Annotated in this window: 15 protein-coding genes; 13 read left to right on the top strand and 2 right to left on the bottom strand. The window is 70.8% G+C overall.

Annotation, left to right across the window (positions count from 1 at the left end; all coding sequences use genetic code 11):
- The first annotated feature begins 30 nt into the window (after positions 1–30).
- From tig to clpX, 4 genes are all read left to right on the top strand, one after another.
- The gene (tig, locus tag ADY01_RS07745; protein WP_049567878.1) at positions 31–1,449 is read left to right on the top strand and encodes a trigger factor; all 1,419 of its coding nucleotides are present in this window, start codon (positions 31–33) and stop codon (positions 1,447–1,449) included.
- Positions 1,450–1,588: 139 nt separating this feature from the next.
- Positions 1,589–2,203: an ATP-dependent Clp protease proteolytic subunit gene (locus ADY01_RS07740; RefSeq protein ID WP_049567874.1), complete on the top strand. Its 615-nt coding sequence runs from the start codon at positions 1,589–1,591 to the stop codon at positions 2,201–2,203.
- A 60-nt stretch (positions 2,204–2,263) separates the two neighbouring features.
- A complete protein-coding gene (locus tag ADY01_RS07735) occupies positions 2,264–2,914 on the top strand; it encodes an ATP-dependent Clp protease proteolytic subunit (RefSeq protein ID WP_049567871.1) in 651 nt (216 codons plus the stop codon).
- 189 nt (positions 2,915–3,103) lie between these two features.
- Positions 3,104–4,402, top strand: a complete 1,299-nt coding sequence (clpX, locus tag ADY01_RS07730; RefSeq protein WP_049567868.1) for an ATP-dependent Clp protease ATP-binding subunit ClpX — start codon at positions 3,104–3,106, stop codon at positions 4,400–4,402.
- 116 nt (positions 4,403–4,518) lie between these two features.
- Here the strand turns inward: clpX and ADY01_RS07725 are convergent, their stop codons facing one another.
- Both ADY01_RS07725 and ADY01_RS07720 read right to left on the bottom strand, forming a co-directional pair.
- The gene (locus ADY01_RS07725; RefSeq protein WP_049567864.1) at positions 4,519–5,202 is read right to left on the bottom strand and encodes a hypothetical protein; all 684 of its coding nucleotides are present in this window, start codon (positions 5,200–5,202) and stop codon (positions 4,519–4,521) included.
- Positions 5,203–5,650: 448 nt separating this feature from the next.
- Positions 5,651–6,700 carry a hypothetical protein gene (locus ADY01_RS07720; RefSeq protein WP_234320129.1) on the bottom strand — a complete coding sequence of 350 codons (1,050 nt, stop codon included), beginning with the start codon at positions 6,698–6,700 and terminating at the stop codon, positions 5,651–5,653.
- A gap of 141 nt (positions 6,701–6,841) precedes the next feature.
- On the opposite strand from ADY01_RS07720, the gene ADY01_RS07715 reads away from it, so the two are divergent.
- The 9 genes from ADY01_RS07715 to ADY01_RS07675 form a co-directional block, all read left to right on the top strand.
- Positions 6,842–9,481, top strand: coding sequence for a valine--tRNA ligase (locus ADY01_RS07715; RefSeq protein ID WP_049567860.1), 2,640 nt, complete (start codon positions 6,842–6,844; stop codon positions 9,479–9,481).
- Positions 9,482–9,533: 52 nt separating this feature from the next.
- The gene (folC, locus tag ADY01_RS07710) at positions 9,534–11,054 is read left to right on the top strand and encodes a bifunctional tetrahydrofolate synthase/dihydrofolate synthase (RefSeq protein WP_049567857.1); all 1,521 of its coding nucleotides are present in this window, start codon (positions 9,534–9,536) and stop codon (positions 11,052–11,054) included.
- Entirely contained in the window at positions 11,054–11,413 is a 360-nt protein-coding gene (locus tag ADY01_RS07705; RefSeq protein ID WP_049567854.1) for a DUF4233 domain-containing protein, read from the top strand. Before folC ends, ADY01_RS07705 begins: the two co-directional genes overlap by 1 nt.
- 67 nt (positions 11,414–11,480) lie before the next feature.
- Complete coding sequence (ndk, locus tag ADY01_RS07700) at positions 11,481–11,894, top strand: nucleoside-diphosphate kinase (protein WP_049567852.1); 414 nt, start codon at positions 11,481–11,483, stop codon at positions 11,892–11,894.
- A 330-nt stretch (positions 11,895–12,224) separates the two neighbouring features.
- Positions 12,225–13,244: a rod shape-determining protein gene (locus ADY01_RS07695; protein WP_049567848.1), complete on the top strand. Its 1,020-nt coding sequence runs from the start codon at positions 12,225–12,227 to the stop codon at positions 13,242–13,244.
- A gap of 104 nt (positions 13,245–13,348) precedes the next feature.
- Positions 13,349–14,446, top strand: coding sequence for a rod shape-determining protein MreC (mreC, locus tag ADY01_RS07690; protein ID WP_078900088.1), 1,098 nt, complete (start codon positions 13,349–13,351; stop codon positions 14,444–14,446).
- A 6-nt stretch (positions 14,447–14,452) separates the two neighbouring features.
- Complete coding sequence (gene mreD, locus ADY01_RS07685; protein ID WP_049567845.1) at positions 14,453–15,169, top strand: rod shape-determining protein MreD; 717 nt, start codon at positions 14,453–14,455, stop codon at positions 15,167–15,169.
- A gap of 52 nt (positions 15,170–15,221) precedes the next feature.
- On the top strand, positions 15,222–17,582 hold the full coding sequence (gene mrdA, locus ADY01_RS07680) for a penicillin-binding protein 2 (RefSeq protein ID WP_063784152.1): 2,361 nt from the start codon (positions 15,222–15,224) through the stop codon (positions 17,580–17,582).
- A 37-nt stretch (positions 17,583–17,619) separates the two neighbouring features.
- Positions 17,620–18,808 (top strand): FtsW/RodA/SpoVE family cell cycle protein (locus tag ADY01_RS07675; protein WP_049567909.1); only part of this gene is annotated, 1,189 nt, incomplete at its 3' end.

The following is an 18,808-nucleotide window of genomic DNA, read 5'->3' as shown; positions in this document are numbered from 1 at the left end:
CTCCCGATGTCAGCCCCAAGGAGACCGACCGTGAAGAGCGCCGTGGAGACCCTGAACCCCACCCGGGTTCGGCTCACTGTCGAGGTGCCCTTCGAGGAGCTCAAGCCCAGCCTCGACGCGGCGTACCGGAAGATCAACCAGCAGGTCCAGGTGCCAGGCTTCCGGAAGGGCAAGATCCCGGCGCGCATCATCGACCAGCGCTTCGGCCGCGGCGCGGTCCTCGAGGAAGCGGTGAACGACGCGCTTCCCAAGTTCTACAGCGAGGCCGTCTCCGAGGGCGAGATCAACCCGCTGGGCCAGCCCGACGTGGACATCAAGGAGCTGAAGGACAACGAGCTTCTGACGTTCACCGCCGAGGTCGACATCCGCCCCGAGATCGAGATCCCCGACTACTCGGGCATCGAGGTCACCGTGGACGCCGTCGAGGTCGCCGACGAGGACGTGGACACCGCCGTGGACCGGCTGCGCGAGCGCTTCGCCTCCACCACGGTGGTCGAGCGCGCCGCCGCCGAGGGCGATGTCGTCAAGATCGACCTGGAGGCCAAGGTCGACGGCGAGATCCTGGAGGACGGCGTCGCCTCGGGCGTCAACTACACCATCGGCTCGGGCGGCATGCTCGACGGCCTGGACGAGGCCGTCACCGGCCTGGAGCCCGGCTCCACCGCGACGTTCACCAGCGAGCTCAAGGGCGGCTCCGCGGCGGGCCAGGAGGCCGAGGTCACGGTCACCGTCGAGACGGTCTCCTCCCGCGAGCTCCCCGAGCTCGACGACGAGTTCGCCCAGCTCGCCAGCGAGTTCGACACGCTGGAGGAGCTGCGCGAGGACAGCCGCCGCCGCCTCGGTGACGAGAAGAAGTACCAGCAGGCCACCGACGCCCAGGAGAAGGTGCTGGACGCGCTGCTCGACCTGGTCGAGGTCCCGATCCCCCAGAAGCTGCTGGCGGACGAGATCGAGACCCGCACGCACAACCTGGAGCACCACCAGCTCTCGCAGCTGGGCATGGACCTGGAGGCGTACCTCTCGCTCCAGGAGAAGACGCGCGAGGAGTTCGACGCCGATCTGCGGGAGCAGGCCGAGAAGGGCATCCGCACCCAGTTCGTGCTGGACGAGATCGCCAAGTCCGAGAAGCTGAACGTCAGCCAGGAGGAGCTCACCGAGCACCTCATGCGCCGCGCGCAGTCCTCCGGCATGAGCCCCGACCAGTTCGCCAAGGCCGTGGTCGAGGGCGGCCAGGTGCCGATGCTGGTCGGCGAGGTCAGCCGGGGCAAGGCGCTCGCGGTGGTCGTGGAGCACGTCTCGGTGACCGACTCCAACGGCGAGCCGGTGCGCCTCGACGACGACGACGAGGACGAGGCGGCGGCCGAGGAGACGGCCACGGCGGAGTCCGCGCCGTCCGGGGAGCCGGAGGAGACCGCCGAGGGCCAGGAGTCCTCGCCGTCGGGCTCCTGACCACCCTGCGCTCACAGCGAACAGTTCCCAGGTCGGGATGGGTCCCTCGGCACCGCGCGTTAGGGTCCGTAGATACAACGCAGATGCCAAGTGACGGCCGGGTGACAGCGTGGCCGTCCGGAAATGAGCAGGTGGATACGTGACGCTCTTGATGCCCTCCGCCATGGCGGAGCCGACGAACGGCAGCCTCGGCGATCAGGTCTACAACCGGCTGCTCAACGAGCGGATCATCTTCCTCGGCCAGCCTGTGGACGACGACATCGCCAACCGGATCACGGCGCAGCTGCTGCTGCTCGCGGCCGATCCGGAGAAGGACATCTGGCTCTACATCAACAGCCCCGGCGGCTCGATCACCGCCGGCATGGCGATCTACGACACGATGCAGTACATCAAGAACGACGTCGTCACCATCGCCATGGGCATGGCCGCCTCGATGGGCCAGTTCCTCCTGACCGCGGGTGCCCCCGGCAAGCGGTACGCCCTGCCGAACGCGGAGGTGCTGATCCACCAGCCCTCCGCGGGCCTGGCCGGCTCCGCCTCGGACATCAGGATCCACGCGGAGCAGCTGCTGCGCACCAAGGAGAAGATGGCCAGGCTCTCGGCCGCCCACTCGGGCGTCAGCATGGAGCAGTGGGAGCGGGACGCCGACCGGGATCGCTGGTTCACCGCGGAGGAGGCCCGGGACTACGGCCTGCTCGACCAGGTCATCACCAGCGCCGCGGATGTCGCGGGCGGTGGCGGCACCGGGGCCTGAGCCCCTCGCCCCGGCCCCCGTCCACGCAGACAAGCCCCATACCAAGGCGGTACACACCCCATGAACTCCTTTCCCGGCTCCAGCCTCTACGACAAGCTCCCGGCCGAGTCCCGGTATGTGATCCCACGCTTCGTGGAGCGCACCTCACAGGGTGTGCGCGAGTACGACCCGTACGCGAAGCTCTTCGAGGAGCGCGTGATCTTCCTCGGGGTGCAGATCGACGACGCGTCGGCCAACGACGTCATGGCCCAACTGCTCTGCCTGGAGTCGATGGACCCGGATCGCGACATCCAGATCTACATCAACAGCCCGGGTGGCTCGTTCACCGCGCTCACCGCGATCTACGACACCATGGAGTTCGTGAAGCCGGACATCCAGACGGTCTGCATGGGCCAGGCGGCCTCCGCCGCGGCCGTGCTGCTCGCGGCCGGCACCCGGGGCAAGCGGATGGCCCTGCCGAACGCCAGGATCCTCATCCACCAGCCCTACACCGAGACCGGTCGCGGTCAGGTCTCCGACCTGGAGATCGCCGCCCGCGAGGTGCAGCGGATGCGTACCCAGCTCGAGGAGATGCTGGCGAAGCACTCCACGCGCCCGATCGAGCAGATCAGCGACGACATCGAGCGGGACAAGATCCTCACGGCCGCCGACGCCGTGGAATACGGTCTGATCGACCAGATTGTGACGACTCGCACATCGACGGCCGATTGAGGCGTCACCTGCACCACCCGACAGGACAACGCAAGAGGACGACCGGCCACCCACTCTTGACGGGAAGGCCCCGCGGAGGGGGATTCCCGTCAAGGGGGGCCATTCCGCCGCGGCGACAAGGTACCGTCGTCTTCAGCAAGCATCAGTGCACCGTCTCCCGGCGGTGCGCAGGCGAAGGGGAAGCACCTCGTGGCACGCATCGGTGACGGCGGCGATCTGCTCAAGTGCTCATTCTGTGGCAAGAGCCAGAAACAGGTGAAGAAGCTCATCGCAGGCCCGGGGGTCTACATCTGCGACGAGTGCATTGATCTCTGCAACGAGATCATCGAGGAGGAGCTCGCCGAGTCGCCCGACTCGGATCTGAGCGAGCTCCCCAAGCCGCGGGAGATCTACGATTTCCTGGAAGGTTATGTGGTCGGCCAGGAGGACGCCAAGAAGGCGCTTTCCGTCGCCGTGTACAACCACTACAAGCGCGTGCGCGCCAGCGAGGACTCGGGGCAGTCGCGCGACGAGGAGATCGAGGTCGGCAAGTCCAACATCCTCCTCCTCGGCCCCACCGGCTCCGGGAAGACGCTGCTGGCCCAGACGCTCGCCCGCATGCTGAACGTCCCGTTCGCCATCACCGACGCCACCGCCCTCACCGAGGCGGGGTACGTGGGCGAGGACGTCGAGAACATCCTGCTCAAGCTCATCCAGGCCGCTGACTACGACATCAAGAAGGCCGAGCAGGGGATCATCTACATCGACGAGATCGACAAGGTGGCCCGCAAGAGCGAGAACCCGTCGATCACCCGCGATGTCTCGGGCGAGGGCGTGCAGCAGGCGCTGCTGAAGATCCTGGAGGGCACGACGGCCGCGGTGCCGCCGCAGGGCGGGCGCAAGCACCCGCACCAGGAGTTCCTCCAGATCGACACCTCGAACGTGCTGTTCATCGTGGGCGGCGCCTTCGCCGGTCTCGACGAGATCATCCGCGCCAGGTCGGGCGCCCGCGGCATCGGCTTCGGCGCGGACATCCGCTCCAAGCGCGACCGGGACACCGCTCAGCTCCTCAGGGACGCGCTGCCCGAGGACCTGGTCAAGTACGGCATGATCCCGGAGTTCATCGGCCGCCTCCCGGTGATCACCTCCGTGCACAACCTGGACCAGGAGGCGCTGCTGCGCATCCTGATCGAGCCGAAGAACGCGCTGGTCAAGCAGTACCAGCGGCTCTTCGAGCTGGACGGCGTCGAGCTGGAATTCGACCTCCCGGCGCTGGAGGCCATCGCCGACCAGGCGATCCTGCGGGGGACCGGCGCCCGCGGCCTCCGCGCGATCATGGAGGAGGTCCTGATGTCGGTGATGTACGAGGTGCCCTCCCGCCAGGACGTCGGCCAGGTGCTGATCACCGAGGACGTGGTCCGTTCCAATGTGAACCCGACGCTCGTCCCGCGCTCCCGGCTGACCAAGCAGCGGGGCACCACCGCCCCGCCGCACGAGAAGACCGCCTGAGCGGAGCGGGACAGCGCGGCGGGACAGCGCGGCGGAACAGACGTGAGGGGCCCGGACCGGTCGTGACCGGTCCGGGCCCCTTCGCGTGGTGTCTCAGGCGTTCCCGGCGGGCGAGGTCACCCGGCCTCCACCACGGAGTCCGCGCGGAACTGCTTGGTGATGGTCGCCGCCTCGTCCATGCTCATCGGCTCGGGGGCGCTCATCTCCGGCATCTCCTCCGCGTTGGGGTCGAAGTCCGCGGGGAACTCCGGCATCTGCTGGAAGAGCGTGACGCCCATGGTGCTGTAGTCGGCCCACACGCACACCGGGGCCTCGATCACGTACCCGAAGGTCGGGTCCGGCTCGGTGCCGCGCGCGGTCTGGCACTTGACGTAGGCGTCGCCGTCCGAGAAGTCGCTCGGCTCGCCGACCAGCTCCATCTCGGAGTCGCCGGCCCTGGCCTCCTCGGCCGCCAGGCCGAACAGCCCGTCCACACCCGCCTCGGGGTCGGGGACCTCGCCCCACATGCCGCCCACGATCGCCACCGTGCCACCCGGCTCGGGCATCTCGGCGTTGGTGTCGAAGTTGGCGTACATCCCGCTCTCGCCCTCCATGTTCTGGAGACCGATCTCGGCCTGCTCCTCCGCGGTGGGCATGTCCATGCCCTCCTGGTCGGGGGCGCGCGTGAAGTCACCGCTGCTGTCCGGCAGGGCGATGGTGTACACCGTGCCGTCGTCGCTCGGGCCGCTGCTCTCGTCGCCGCTCAGCAGGAAGAACGCGCCTCCGCCGATCACCGCGAGCGCCACCACGACCGCGATCACGATGAGGGGCGTCTTCTTGCCCGACCCCCCGGCGGGAGGCGGTCCGCCCGGGTATCCGCCCTGCCCCGGGTACTGGCCGGGAGGCGGCGGCTGCTGTCCGTACCCGCCGCCGGGGGCCCCCTGGTAGGGGCCGGGAGCCTGCGGCTGGCCGTAGGGCGCGCCCTGGGGCGGCGCCGGCGGTCCTGGCTGCTGCGGAAATCCGTAGCCCGGGGAGCCCGGCGCCCCGCCCTGACCGTAGGGGCCGCCGCCGCCGGGTGGCGGACCCTGAGGCGGCTGTCCCCCGTACGGGCCGGGCTGGCCAGGTTGACCGTATGGGCCCGGCTGGTTGTGACTCATACTGCTTCCCCTTTGAGGAACTGAACATACGCATTACCGCACACATCCTGTCGGACGAGATGCCGTGATGTACATTCGTCCGCCGCATGGGATCGATTCGGGGAAGGCGCGCTCAGTCGAAGCTGGGCGGCGGAATCTCCAGATCCTCCGGCATACCCGAACCCGCCGACAGGCCGCCGGAGTCGAGGCTCGGACCGGGAATCTCCAGGTCCTCGGGGAGTTCGCCGCCGCCCGAGTCCCCGAACGGGCCGCCCTCGTCCGGGACTTCCTCGCCGCCGCTCGTGCCGCCCTCGCCGCCGGGCACCTCCTGGACCGCCGCCTCCCGCACCTGGGCGGCGAAGTCGGCGCCGACGTCGATCGACAGGCCCTCGGCGACGTCCCCGCCCTCGTCGTCCAGGTTCCGGTCGGCGAGCACGAAGGCGAACGTGTCGAAGTCCGCCCACGCGCACAGCGGGGCCTGGGCGCTGTAGCCCGGAACCGGCTCGATGACCTCGACCATCTGGCACTTCATGACCGCGTTGTCCAGGCCGTCCGGGGACACCGAGCGGACCTCGCCCGCCAGCCGCGTCGTGCCGCCTTCCCCGTAGGAGCCGGCGCCCGAGGAGAAGAACGCGTCCACGGCCGCCTCCGGGTCCTCGACGCCGCCCCAGAGCCCGGCGTACTGGATCTGGCCCACGGCCCCCTCCCCGGTGGGGGCGTCGGAGCGGTAGATGCCGCTGGCGTCGCCCGCGGTCGTCACGCCCAGACCGTCGGCCTGGGACTCGGAGAAGACCGTGCCCATGTCGAACTGGAAGGTGAGGCCGGCGATCGTCGCCGGCGCGGACAGGCTGTACTGCTTGCCGTCGTCCGAGACGCCGCCGTCGTCACCGCCGAGGGTGAGGAACAGCACCCCGCCGATGGCCGCGAGCGCGACGACGGCACCCCCGAGGACCAGGCCGTTCCTGTTCCTCGCGCCGGGGGGCATGGGGCCGCCGGGACCGTAGGGCGGCTGTCCCGGGTACCCCGGCTGTCCCGGGTACCCGCCGGGGCCCGCGGGCTGCCCGCCGTACGGTGCCGGCTGCTGCCGCGGATAGCCGTAGCCCGGCCCGCCGTGCGGCATCGGGCCCCCGTGCGCGGGCGCGGGTGGTGGAGGGCCGTAAGGGCCCTGCTGGTGGTAACTCACGAAGTCCCCCTGGAAACAAGCAAGCGCGAGCGCGTGCGGAATGCGGCTCGAACGATCATCCTGGGGTACTCGGATTGCCTCAAAGGACCGCGCACGCAATCCGATTCGAAGTTGAGACATCTCGCCTCGTAGACTTGCGCCGTGACCGAGAACACCCAGCCGCCCGCTCAGACCGGGCCACGCAGCGCCCCCGCAGACCTGCCGACGCAGTACACACCGGCCGATGTAGAGGGGAAGCTGTACGAGCGCTGGGTGGAGCGCGGCTATTTCGCGGCGCACGCGAAAAGCGAGAAAGATCCCTTCGCGATCGTCATTCCCCCGCCCAACGTCACCGGCAGTCTCCACCTGGGCCACGCCTTCGAGCACACGCTGATCGACGCCCTCGTCCGCCGCAAGCGGATGCAGGGGTTCGAGGCGCTGTGGCAGCCCGGCATGGACCACGCCGGGATCGCCACGCAGAACGTGGTGGAGCGCGAGCTCGGCAAGGAGGGCACGTCCCGGCACGACCTGGGCAGGGAGGCGTTCGTCGAGCGCGTCTGGCGCTGGAAGGAGGAGTCCGGCGGGCAGATCTCCGGGCAGATGCGGCGCCTGGGCGACGGCGTCGACTGGTCCCGCGAGCGCTTCACCATGGACGAGGGCCTCTCCCAGGCCGTCAGGACGATCTTCAAGCGGCTCTACGACGACGGCCTGATCTACCGCGCCGAGCGCATCATCAACTGGTGCCCCCGCTGCCTGACCGCCATCTCGGACATCGAGGTCGAGTACCAGGAGGACGACGGCGAGCTCGTCTCCATCCGGTACGGCGAGGGCGAGACCGCCGAGGACACCGTCGTCGTCGCGACCACGCGCGCCGAGACGATGCTCGGCGACACCGCCGTGGCCGTCCACCCCGACGACCCGCGCTACCGCCACCTCGTCGGCCGCGAGATCAGGCTGCCGCTGACCGACCGGTCGATCCCCGTCGTCGCCGACGAGCACGTCGACCCGGAGTTCGGCACCGGCGCGGTCAAGGTCACCCCGGCCCACGACCCCAACGACTTCGAGATCGGCAGGCGCCACGGCCTGCCCCAGCTCACGGTCATGGACGAGCACGCGGTCATCACCGCGCACGGCCCGTTCCTGGGGCTCGACCGCCTGGAGGCCAGGTCCGCCGTCGTCGGCGCGCTGCGCGCCGAGGGGCGCGTCGTCGAGGAGAAGCGCCCCTACCGGCACGCCGTCGGGCACTGCTCGCGGTGCAAGACCACCATCGAGCCGCGGCTGTCCATGCAGTGGTGGGTCAGGGTCGAGCCGCTGGCCAAGGCCGCGGGCGACGCGGTCCGCGACGGCCGGGTCACCCTCCACCCCAAGGAGATGACCGGCCGGTACTTCGAGTGGGTCGACCACATGCACGACTGGTGCATCTCGCGCCAGCTGTGGTGGGGCCACCGCATCCCCGTCTGGTACGGGCCCGACGGCGAGACCGTCTGCGTCGGCCCCGGCGAGGAGCCGCCCACCGGCGCGGGGTGGCACCAGGAGACCGACGTCCTCGACACCTGGTTCTCCTCGGCGCTGTGGCCGTTCTCGACCCTCGGCTGGCCCGAGAAGACCGAGAGCCTGGAGCGGTTCTATCCGAACGCGGTGATGGTCACCGGCTACGACATCCTCTTCTTCTGGGTCGTCCGGATGATGATGTTCGGCATCTACGCGATGGACGGCGTCCCGCCGTTCCCGACCATCGCCCTGCACGGCATGGTCCGCGACCAGTTCGGCAAGAAGATGTCGAAGTCCTTCGGGAACGCGGTCGATCCGCTGGACTGGATGGACGCCTACGGCTCCGACGCCGTCCGCTTCACCCTGGCCCGCGGCGCCAACCCCGGCGTCGACGTGCCCATCGGCGAGGACTGGGTCCAGGCATCGAGGAACTTCGCGAACAAGATCTGGAACGCCACGCGCTTCGCCCTCCTCAACGGCGCCACGGTCGAAGGGCCGCTGCCGCCCGCGGAGGAGCTGTCGCCGACCGACCGGTGGATCCTCTCCCGGCTGAACGCGGTGGTCGCCGAAGTCGACGCGTACTACGAGGACTTCCAGTTCGCCAAGCTCAGCGACGCGCTGTTCCACTTCGCCTGGGACGAGGTCTTCGACTGGTACGTCGAGCTGAGCAAGACGACGTTCGCGGCCGGCGGGCCCGCCGCCGAGGCCGCCCGCCGCGTCCTGGGCGAGGTCCTGGACGTCACGCTGCGGCTGCTGCACCCGGTGACGCCGTTCGTCACCGAGGAGCTGTGGACCTCGCTGACCGCGGGGGAGTCCGTCGTCGTCGCCGACTGGCCGCGGGACTCCGGCTTCCGCGACCCGGCGGCCGAGCGCGAGATCGACGCCGTGCGGCAGCTGGTCACCGAGGTCCGCCGCTTCCGCGCCGACCAGGGCCTCCAGCCGGGCCAGCGCGTCCCCGCCACGCTCGACCTCTCCGGCACCGGGCTCGCCTCCCACGAGGAGGCCGTCCGCTCCCTGCTGCGCCTGACCGCGCCCGGGGAGGGCTTCGCGGCCACGGCCACGCTGCCCGTCGCCGGGGCGAGTGTCGCCCTGGACCTGTCCGGCGCCATCGACTACGAGGCCGAGCGCAAGCGCCTGGCCAAGGACCTCGCCGCCGCCGAGAAGGAGCTGGCCCAGACCGGCGCCAAGCTCGGCAACGAGGCGTTCCTCGGCAAGGCCCCCGCCCACGTCGTGGACAAGATCCGCGCCAGGCGGGAGACCGCGAAGGCCGATATCCAGCGGATCAAGGACCAGCTGGCCGGGCTTCCCTGAGGAGGATCGGGGGCGTCGGAGGAGGGCCGGGGGCGTCCGTAGACTGGGTACCGTGAGCGAGCAGACGGCGCCCGGCGCCCCCGATCCCGACGATCCCTTCGAGGAGATCGTCGCCGCGGAGAGCGACCGCGACCCGGACCTCGCGGTCATCGCGGCCGGCAGCCGCACGCTCCGCGCCCAGGCGGGCCCCCCGCGCGGAGGCGACCTGCCGGCGCGGCCCGAGGACCCGGAGACCGACCGCGCGCTGCGCGAGGTGGAGACCGAGCTCGCCAAGCGCTGGCCCGAGACCAAGCTCGACCCGTCCGTGGTGCGCATCAGCGCGCTGATGGACGTGCTCGGCGAGCCGCAGCGCGCCTACCCGGCCATCCACATCACCGGCACCAACGGCAAGACCAGCACCGCCCGCATGATCGAGGCGCTGCTCGGCGCGTTCGAGCTGCGCACCGGCCGGTTCGCCAGCCCGCACGTCCAGTCCATCACCGAGCGCATCAGCGTGGACGGCGCCCCCATCCCGGCCGAGCGCTTCGTCGCCGCCTACGAGGACATCAAGCCCTACCTCGACCTGGTCGACGCCCAGCAGGGCTACCGCCTCTCGTTCTTCGAGGTCCTCACCGGCATGGCGTACGCGGTCTTCGCCGACGCTCCCGTGGATGTCGCGGTGGTCGAGGTCGGCATGGGCGGCACCTGGGACGCGACCAACGTCGTCGACGCCCAGGTCGCGGTCATCACCCCGATCAGCCTCGACCACACCGAGCGGCTCGGCGACACGCCGGAGCGGATCGCGGTCGAGAAGTCCGGGATCGTCAAGCAGAACGCCCGCGTGGTGCTCGCCCAGCAGACCGTCGAGGCGGCGGGCGTGGTGCTGCGCCGGGCCGTCGAGGTGGACGCCACGGTCGCCAGGGAGGGCCTGGAGTTCGGCGTGCTGGCCCGGGAGGTCGCCGTCGGCGGGCAGATGCTGACCCTGCGCGGGCTCGGCGGCGAGTACCCCGAGGTCTTCCTGCCGCTGTACGGCGAGCACATGGCGCACAACGCGGCCGTGGCGCTCGCCGCGGTCGAGGCGTTCTTCGGCGCGGGCGAGGGGCGCGACACCGGGACGCTGGACCTGGACGTGGTCCGTTCCGCCTTCGCCTCCGTCACCTCGCCCGCCCGCCTCGAAACCGTGCGCACCAGTCCGACGGTCGTCCTGGACGCCGCGCACAACCCGTCGGGCGCCCAGGCCACCGCGGCCGGGATCTCCGAGGCGTTCGGCTTCAGCCGCCTCATCGGAGTGGTCGGCGCCAGCGAGGGCAAGGATGTGCGGGGCCTGCTGGAGGCGTTCGAGCCGGTGTTCAGCGAGGTGGTGATCACCCGCAACGCGAGCCACCGCGCCATGGACGTCGACCGCCTCGCGGCCGTGGCCGTCGAGGTCTTCGGCGAGGACCGCGTCCAGGTGGAGCCCCGCCTCGACGACGCGCTGGACGCGGCCATCGCCCTCGCCGAGGAGGAGCACGAGTACGCCGGGGCCGGGGTGCTGGTCACCGGCTCGGTCATCACGGCGGGAGAGGCCAGGCTCTTGCTGAGGAAGGGATCCTGATGCGGACACTCTGCTCCGCCACGCTCATGGGCGAGTTCCTGCTGATCGGCCTGGCCGGGCTGGCTTTGACGCGGCTCTCCGACGACATCCCCACCGGCACGCTCTGGGCGGTCAGCGGCACCGCCATGGTGCTGTGCCTGGCGCTGTGCGGCTTCCTCGGCCGGCCGGGCGCGGTGCAGGCGGGCTGGGTCCTCCAGGGCGCGTTGATCGTGAGCGGCTTCGTGCTGCCGGCCATGTTCCTGCTGGGCGCCGCGTTCGCCGCGCTGTGGTGGGCCGCGGTCCACTACGGCCGCCTGGTCGACCAGCTCAAGGCGGAGCGCGCCGCCGGAGAGCCCGGCCCCACGGCACCCGTGCGCTGACCGGCGTCCGGGCACCGGTAATCTCTTGCTGGCCTCGCATCGACCCCTTCCCGAGGAGCCGCCTGAAATGAGCCAGCGCACCCTTGTCCTTCTGAAGCCGGACGCGGTCGCCAGGGGGCTGATCGGCGAGATCGTCGGCCGCGTCGAACGGAAGGCGGGCTGGACGGTCACCGCGCTCGAACTGCGCACGCTGGACCGGGCGACACTGGAGACGCACTACGCCGAGCACGTGGGCAGACCGTTCTACGAGCCGCTGATCGAGTTCATGGCGTCGGGCCCCAGCGTGGTCATGGTGGTCGAGGGCGAGCGGGTCATCGAGGGACTGCGCGCGCTGGCCGGGCCGACCGATCCCATCGCCGCCGCGCCCGGGTCCATTCGGGGTGACTTCGGCACCGTCGTCCGGGAGAACCTGATCCACGCCTCGGACTCCGAGGAGTCCGCGGAGCGCGAGCTGAAGGTCTTCTTCGCGGACCGCGCCTGACGACGCTCCGCCCGGCGACGGTGCCACCCGGGTGACCTGCGAAGCTCGCCTGAATGCAGTCCTCTCGCCCGGCCCGTACAGTCGAACGGCGGAACCCATCCCCCGAACACGCCGTCACCATGATGGAGGGTCGGCCCCGTTCCGCCGACAATGGCGAAAGCGGCGCTCCGGCGCTCCGTGTTCGACCGGCCGTGGATACGATGGCACCGACGCCACTTTCCCCCGCACCCGCGGGACCCCCTGAGGCGCACCGTTCATCGCACCCGCTGCCGACCTCCCCGCACAAATCGCTCCAGCTGGAAGGCCAGATGCATCCCTATGGCGAACAATATGTCGTTCATCGGCCGTGACATGGCAGTCGACCTCGGGACGGCCAACACGCTGGTGTACGTCAGAGGTCGAGGGATTGTCCTCAACGAACCGTCGGTCGTTGCGATCAACACCAACACGGGCAATATTCTCGCGGTCGGCTCGGACGCGAAGAAGATGATCGGCCGTACCCCGGGCAACATCGTGGCGGTCCGCCCGCTGAAGGACGGCGTCATCGCCGACTTCGAGATCACCGAGCGGATGCTCCGTTACTTCATTCTCAAAATCCACAAGAGGCGTTATCTCGCCCGTCCCCGGGTGGTCGTCTGCGTGCCCTCGGGAATCACGGGCGTCGAGCGCCGCGCGGTGATCGAGGCGTCGACGCAGGCGGGCGCGCGCCAGGTGCACATCATCGAGGAGCCCATGGCCGCCGCGATCGGCTCCGGGCTGCCGGTGCACGAGGCCACGGGGAACATGGTGGTGGACATCGGCGGCGGCACCACCGAGGTGGCGGTCATCTCGCTGGGCGGCATCGTGACGGCCCAGTCGATCCGGGTGGCGGGCGACGAGCTGGACAACGCGATCATCCAGCACATCAAGAAGGAGTACAGCCTCCTTCTCGGCGAGCGCACCGCGGAGTCGATCAAGATCACCATCGGCTCCGCCCACGAGATGGACGCGGACGAGCACACGGAGATCCGCGGCCGCGACCTGGTCAGCGGCCTGCCGAAGACCGTGGTGATCTCGTCGGCCGAGGTGCGCAAGGCCATGGAGGAGCCGGTCAACGCCATCGTGGACGCGGTCAAGACCACGCTGGACAAGTGCCCGCCCGAGCTCTCGGGCGACATCATGGACCGCGGCATCGTGCTCACCGGCGGCGGCGCCCTGCTGCGCGGCCTGGACGAGCGGCTCCGCAAGGAGACGGGGATGCCGATCCACATCGCCGAGGACCCGCTGGACTCGGTGGCGTTGGGCTCGGGGAAGTGCGTCGAGGAGTTCGAGGCGCTTCAGCAGGTCCTGGACGCCCAGCCCCGGCGCTGAACTTCCGCGGTCAGGACACCGATCCGCGGCGCGGATCGTTAGTCCGGTGATCCGCGGACGATCCAAGGACGCAAGGACCGACCAGAAAGGCACGGCCGCCGCACGTGAGGGACACCCGAGAGAGCCGGCTGCTTCTCGTACTGCTGGTCTCCATCGCTTTCGCCCTGATCACGATGGACATCCGCAGCGGCGAGAACTCCCCGCTCGACGGTGCGAGGGAGGCCGCGGCCTCCTTCTTCGGACCCGTGGAAGAGGGCGTGTCCGGGGCGGTGGACCCGGTGGCGAACGCCATTTCAGCCGTCCGTGAATCGGGCGACCGGCACGACCGGATCAGCGAGCTGGAGCGGGAGAACGCGGAGCTGCGGCAGCAGTTGGGCAGCGACGCGCACCGCGATTCGCGGATAGAGCAACTGGACGAACTGCTGCGCACCTCGGGCGCCGGGCAGTACGGGATCGTCGGGGCCCAGGTCATCGCCATCGGATCGGCACAGGGCTTCTCCTGGACGGTCACCATCGACGCCGGCCGCGAGGACGGCATCGCCCGCGACATGACCGTGCTCAACGGGGACGGCCTCGTCGGCCGCGTCACCACGGTCGGCCCGGGGACCGCCACCGTGCTCCTGGCGAACGACCCGGACTTCACCGTCGGCACGCGCCTGGAGGGCAGCGAGGAGCTCGGGTTCGCGACCGGCCGGGGGGACAACACCCTCGACGTGCAGCTGCTCGACCAGAAGGCCGAGGTGGAGGAGGGCGACCGGATGGTCACCTTCGGCTCCGCCGAGAACCGGCCGTTCGTGCCGGGCGTGCCGGTGGGCGAGGTGGTCAGTGTCGACCGTTCGAACGGCGACCTGACCCGGACCGTCGAGGTCCGCCCCTATGTGGCGTTCACCCAGCTCGACCTCGTCGGCGTCGTCGTCGAGCCGCCGCGGGACAACCCGCGCGACACGGTCCTCCCGCCCCGCCCCGAGGACGCCACGCGGAACGAGGCGGAGGAGAACGACGTCGAACCGAACGGCGGCGCGACCGACGCCGATCCCGACGCCGATCCCGGTGCCGACGCCGACGTGGACCCGAACGCCGATCCCGACGCCGATCCCGACGCTGTTCCGGGCGTCGGGCCCGGCGCCGGGCCCGAGGCGGACGAAGGCGCCGACGAGAGCCCCGGCGTACCGCCCGACGACGACCCGGCCACCCAGGAGTAACGACCGATGCGCGTCTCCCGCACCCTGCTCGCGATCATTCTGGTGATCGTCGCGCTGGTCCTCCAGGTCAGCGTCCTGGCCCGGCTCCAACTGCCGGGCGCCACCCCCGACCTGCTGCTGCTCACCGTCCTCGGGCTGGCCCTGGTCTACGGCCATGTCGGCGGCTGCCTCGTCGGCTTCACGGCCGGGCTGCTGGCCGATGTCGCGCCGCCCGCCGACCACGCGGTCGGGCGGTACGCGCTCGTGCTCTGCGTCATCGGGTACGCGGCCGGGCTGACCAAGCCGGAGAACGGCCAGCACCGTTCCGCCACCGTGCCCATGCTGGTCGTCGCGGCGGGCGCCGCCACCTCCACGCTGCTGTACGCGGGCGTCGGCGCGCTGGTCGGCGACACCGCGGCCCGCGACGTCGGCCTGGGCAACCTGCTGGCCACCGCGACCATCTACGACCTGCTGCTCGCGCCGTTCACCGTGCCGCTGGTCATGGCCATGGCCCGCCGTCTGGAGAGCGACCCGCTGGCCGGGGACGGCGGCTCCGGCGGCTCCGCCGGTCCGGACGCGGCCATCAGCTGGCTCAGCGGCGGCGGCGTGGGGCTGCGGCCCCGCGCCCCCCGCCGCAACCGTTACGGCAAGGCGACCCGCCTCGGCGGCCAGCGCTCCACCCTCCTCAGCCGCCGCGCCGTCCGCAACCGGACGGGGCGCATCAAGGGAGTGAAGCGGCTGTGACGAGGGCGGAGGAGCACGTGGGAAGCGAAGAGGCCCTGAGCGGGGGAGCGCTGTGACCAACATTCCGGAGACCGGGCGGACTTCGCGGATCACCATTCGTCTGGTCGTCATCCAGATACTGGTCTTCTCGCTGCTCCTCACCCTGGGCGGGCGGCTCTGGTTCCTCCAGATCCGCCAGGGCGACGAGTTCGCCGCCGAGGCCGCGGGGAACCACGTGCAGCAGGCCGTGCAGCCCGCCGTGCGCGGCGCCATCCTCGACGCCCGCGGCGTGCCGATCGCCGACAACGAGACGCGGCTCGTCGTCTCGGCCGACCGCACCGAGCTGAGCCGCCTGCCCGGCGACGGGGAGCAGGTGCTGGCCGACCTTGCCGAGCTGCTGGACATGCCCGTCGAGGACGTCACCAACCAGGTGCGGCTCTGCGACGCCGAGACCGCGCAGCCCTGCTGGAACGGTTCTCCTTACCAGCCGATCCCCATCACCGACGAGGCCACCTCGCAGCAGGCGCTCCAGATCCGCGAGCGCGCCGAGGAGTTCCCCGGCATCAGCGCGGAGCCGACGGCGGTGCGGCGTTATCCCGCTCCCGACGGCGCCAACGCCGCGCAGGTGCTCGGCTATCTCTCGCCGGTCACCGACGACGAGGTCCAGGAGGCGGAGCTCACCGACGCGCCGCTGCTCCGCTCGGACCAGATCGGCCGCTCCGGTCTGGAACGGAGCTACGACAGCTATCTGCGCGGCGACGCGGGCGTCACCCGGTACGAGGTGGACAAGTTCGGTCGCGTGCTGGGCCAGTCCGAGCACGAGGCCGCCGAGGCGGGGGCGAATCTGATCACTTCCATCGACACCCGCGTGCAGGCCGTGGTCGAACGCGAGCTGGTGGGCGCCATGGAGCTGGCCCGCAGGACCCACGACCCGGTCTCCGAACGGAACTTCGAGGCCGACGCGGGCTCGGCCGTCGTCCTGGAGAACGACACGGGCCGCGTAATCGCCATGGCCTCCGCGCCCGACTACGACCCGAACGTGTGGGTCGGCGGCATCTCCACCGACGACTACGCCGCCCTGACGGACGAGGACGCCAACGACCCCCTGATCAACCGCGCGATCCAGGGACAGGGCCCGCCCGGGTCCACGTTCAAGGTGATCACCAGCACCGCCGCGGTCAACGCGGGCCACGACTTCTACGACAGCTACAACTGCCCCTCCTCCTACGAGGTCGGCGGCCAGCGGTTCCGGAACTTCGAGTCCTCCGCCTACGGCGCCATCACCCTCGCCGACGCCATCCGCGTCTCGTGCAACACCGTCTTCTACGGCATCGCCCACCAGGAGTGGCGGCGCGACGGCGGGATCGACCCCGTGGAGAACCCCGAGGACTGGCTGTTCCGCACCGCGCACGACTTCGGCCTCGGCGAGCGGACCGGCATCGACCTGCCCAACGAGGCGGCGGGCCGCATCCCGGACCGCCAGTGGAAGCGGGACTACTGGGAGGTCAACCGCGACACGTGGTGCGAGATCGCCGAGACGGACCGCGAGGACTACGAGGCCCGGGTCGCCCGCGAGAACTGCACCGAGGGCATGCAGATGCGCGCCGGTGACATGCTCAACTTCTCGATCGGGCAGGGCGACGTGCTGGTCACCCCGCTCCAGCTGGCCACCGTCTACGCGGCCCTCGGCAACGGCGGCACCCTCTACAGCCCGCAGGTCGGCCGGGCCGTGGTGAGCCCGGACGGGCGGGACATCGAGGAGTTCGCCCCGGTCGTCGCGGGCGAGCTCCCGGCCGACGAGGAGACGATCAACGACCTGCGCGACGCCACCGCCAGCGTCGTCACCTCCGGCAGCGCCGAGTGGAAGTTCGGCGGCTGGCCGCAGAGCGACATCCCGCTGCGCGCCAAGACCGGTACGGCGGAGGCGTCGGGCGACCAGCAGACGACGTCCTGGCTGGCGACCTACACCGACGACTACACGGTCGTGATGAGCATCAACCAGGCCGGCACGGGCTCCGGCGCCTCGGGCGACGCCGTCCGGAACATCTGGGAGTCCATCTACGGCGTCTCGGGCGGCTCCGTGGACGAGGAGGCGGCGCTGCTGCCCGAGCCGCACCGGGACCTGCCCCCGATCGACGACACCGGCTCCATCGTTCCCCAGCTGGACGAGGACGAGGAGGGCGAGGACGGCGAGGAGGGCCGCGACCGCGGCGAGGAGGGCGAGCAGCCGCAGGGCGGCCAGGAGGACCTGCCCCAGCCGGGTGCCGAGCCGGGCTTCGAACAGCCGGGCGAACAGCCGGGCGGCCTCGACCAGGGCGACCAGCCCGCATCCCCCGGCCCGCCGGGCCAGCCGCAGGAGCCCGTCGAGCAGCAGGAGCCACCCGGCGCCGATCCCCCGAGGGAGGGGCGGCGGGACGACCCGCTGGGCGAGTGAACGACCACGACGACGGCCTGAGGGACGGACGACCCCGGTGAGTGTGCACACCCTGGCCCTGGACCGGCTGACCCCGCGCAAGGGCGCCCTGCGCCGCATCGCGGCGCGGGACTCCGTCGCCCGGCGCGTGGACTGGATCCTGCTGCTGGCCGCCCTGGCGCTGTCGGTGCTCGGCACGCTGCTGGTGTGGTCCGCCACCCGCACCCGCACCGAGATCACCGGCGGCGACCCGCAGTTCTTCCTGACCCGCCAGCTCATCAACCTCGGCATCGGCCTCGCCCTGGCCATCGGCGTGATGTGGCTGGGCCACCAGCGGCTGCGCGCCGCCGTGCCGTTCTTCTTCGCCTTCTCGATGGTGGCGATGGCGGCGGTCTTCACCCCGCTCGGCACCGAGATCAACGGCCAGCGCGCGTGGCTGTCCATCGGCGGGTACACGCTCCAGCCGGGCGAGTTCGCCAAGGTCGCCATCGTGCTCGGCATGGCGCTGATACTCGCCGCCCAGGTGGACGCGGGCGACCGCGACTACCCCGGCAGCCGCGCCGTTCTCCAGTCGCTCGCGCTGGCCTCCGCGCCGCTGGCCATCGTGGTGGTCGACGACCTGGGCATGGCCATGGTGATCTCCGTCATCGTGCTCGGCATCCTGCTCGCCTCGGGCGCCGCGATGCGCTGGTCCATAGGACTGATCCTCGCGGGCGTCGCCGGGGCGGTGCTGGTCTGGGCGCTGGGCCTCCTGGACGACTACCAGATCGACCGGTTCGCCGCGTTCGCCGACCCCTCCCGCGACCCGGCGGGCGTCGGCTACAACACCAACCAGGCCCGCATCGCCATAGGTTCCGGCGGACTCGACGGCAAGGGCCTCTTCCAGGGCACGCAGACCACGGGGCAGTTCGTCCCGGAGCAGCACACCGACTTCATCTTCACCGTCGCCGGCGAGGAGCTCGGCTTCCTCGGCGCCGGCGGCATCGTCGCCCTCATCGGCATCATCCTGTGGCGCGCGCTGCGGATCGCCCGGGGCGCCCCCGACCTGTACAGCACGATCATCGCGGCGGGCATCGTCGCCTGGCTCGCGTTCCAGTGCTTCGAGAACATCGGCATGGCGCTGGGCATCATGCCGGTCGCCGGGGTGCCGCTGCCGTTCCTCTCCTACGGAGGCACCGCGATGTTCGCGGCGTGGATCGCCATAGGGCTGCTCCAGTCGGTCCGGATTTGTCTCTTATACACCTCTG

The sequence above is a fragment of the Streptomyces sp. SBT349 genome, from assembly GCF_001083795.1.
Lineage (GTDB): Bacteria > Actinomycetota > Actinomycetes > Streptomycetales > Streptomycetaceae > Streptomyces.
Note: the sequence above shows the minus strand (reverse complement) of the source record. Positions and strands in the feature narration are given on the sequence as shown.

Bases quoted from the DNA above. Each gene is read 5' to 3' on its own strand.
- ADY01_RS07735 (WP_049567871.1), top strand. From the start codon at position 2,264: ATGAACTCCTTTCCCGGCTCCAGCCTCTACGACAAGCTCCCGGCCGAG.
- ndk (WP_049567852.1), top strand. From the start codon at position 11,481: ATGAGCCAGCGCACCCTTGTCCTTCTGAAGCCGGACGCGGTCGCCAGG.
- ADY01_RS07695 (WP_049567848.1), top strand. From the start codon at position 12,225: ATGTCGTTCATCGGCCGTGACATGGCAGTCGACCTCGGGACGGCCAAC.
- mreD (WP_049567845.1), top strand. From the start codon at position 14,453: ATGCGCGTCTCCCGCACCCTGCTCGCGATCATTCTGGTGATCGTCGCG.
- ADY01_RS07705 (WP_049567854.1), top strand. From the start codon at position 11,054: ATGCGGACACTCTGCTCCGCCACGCTCATGGGCGAGTTCCTGCTGATC.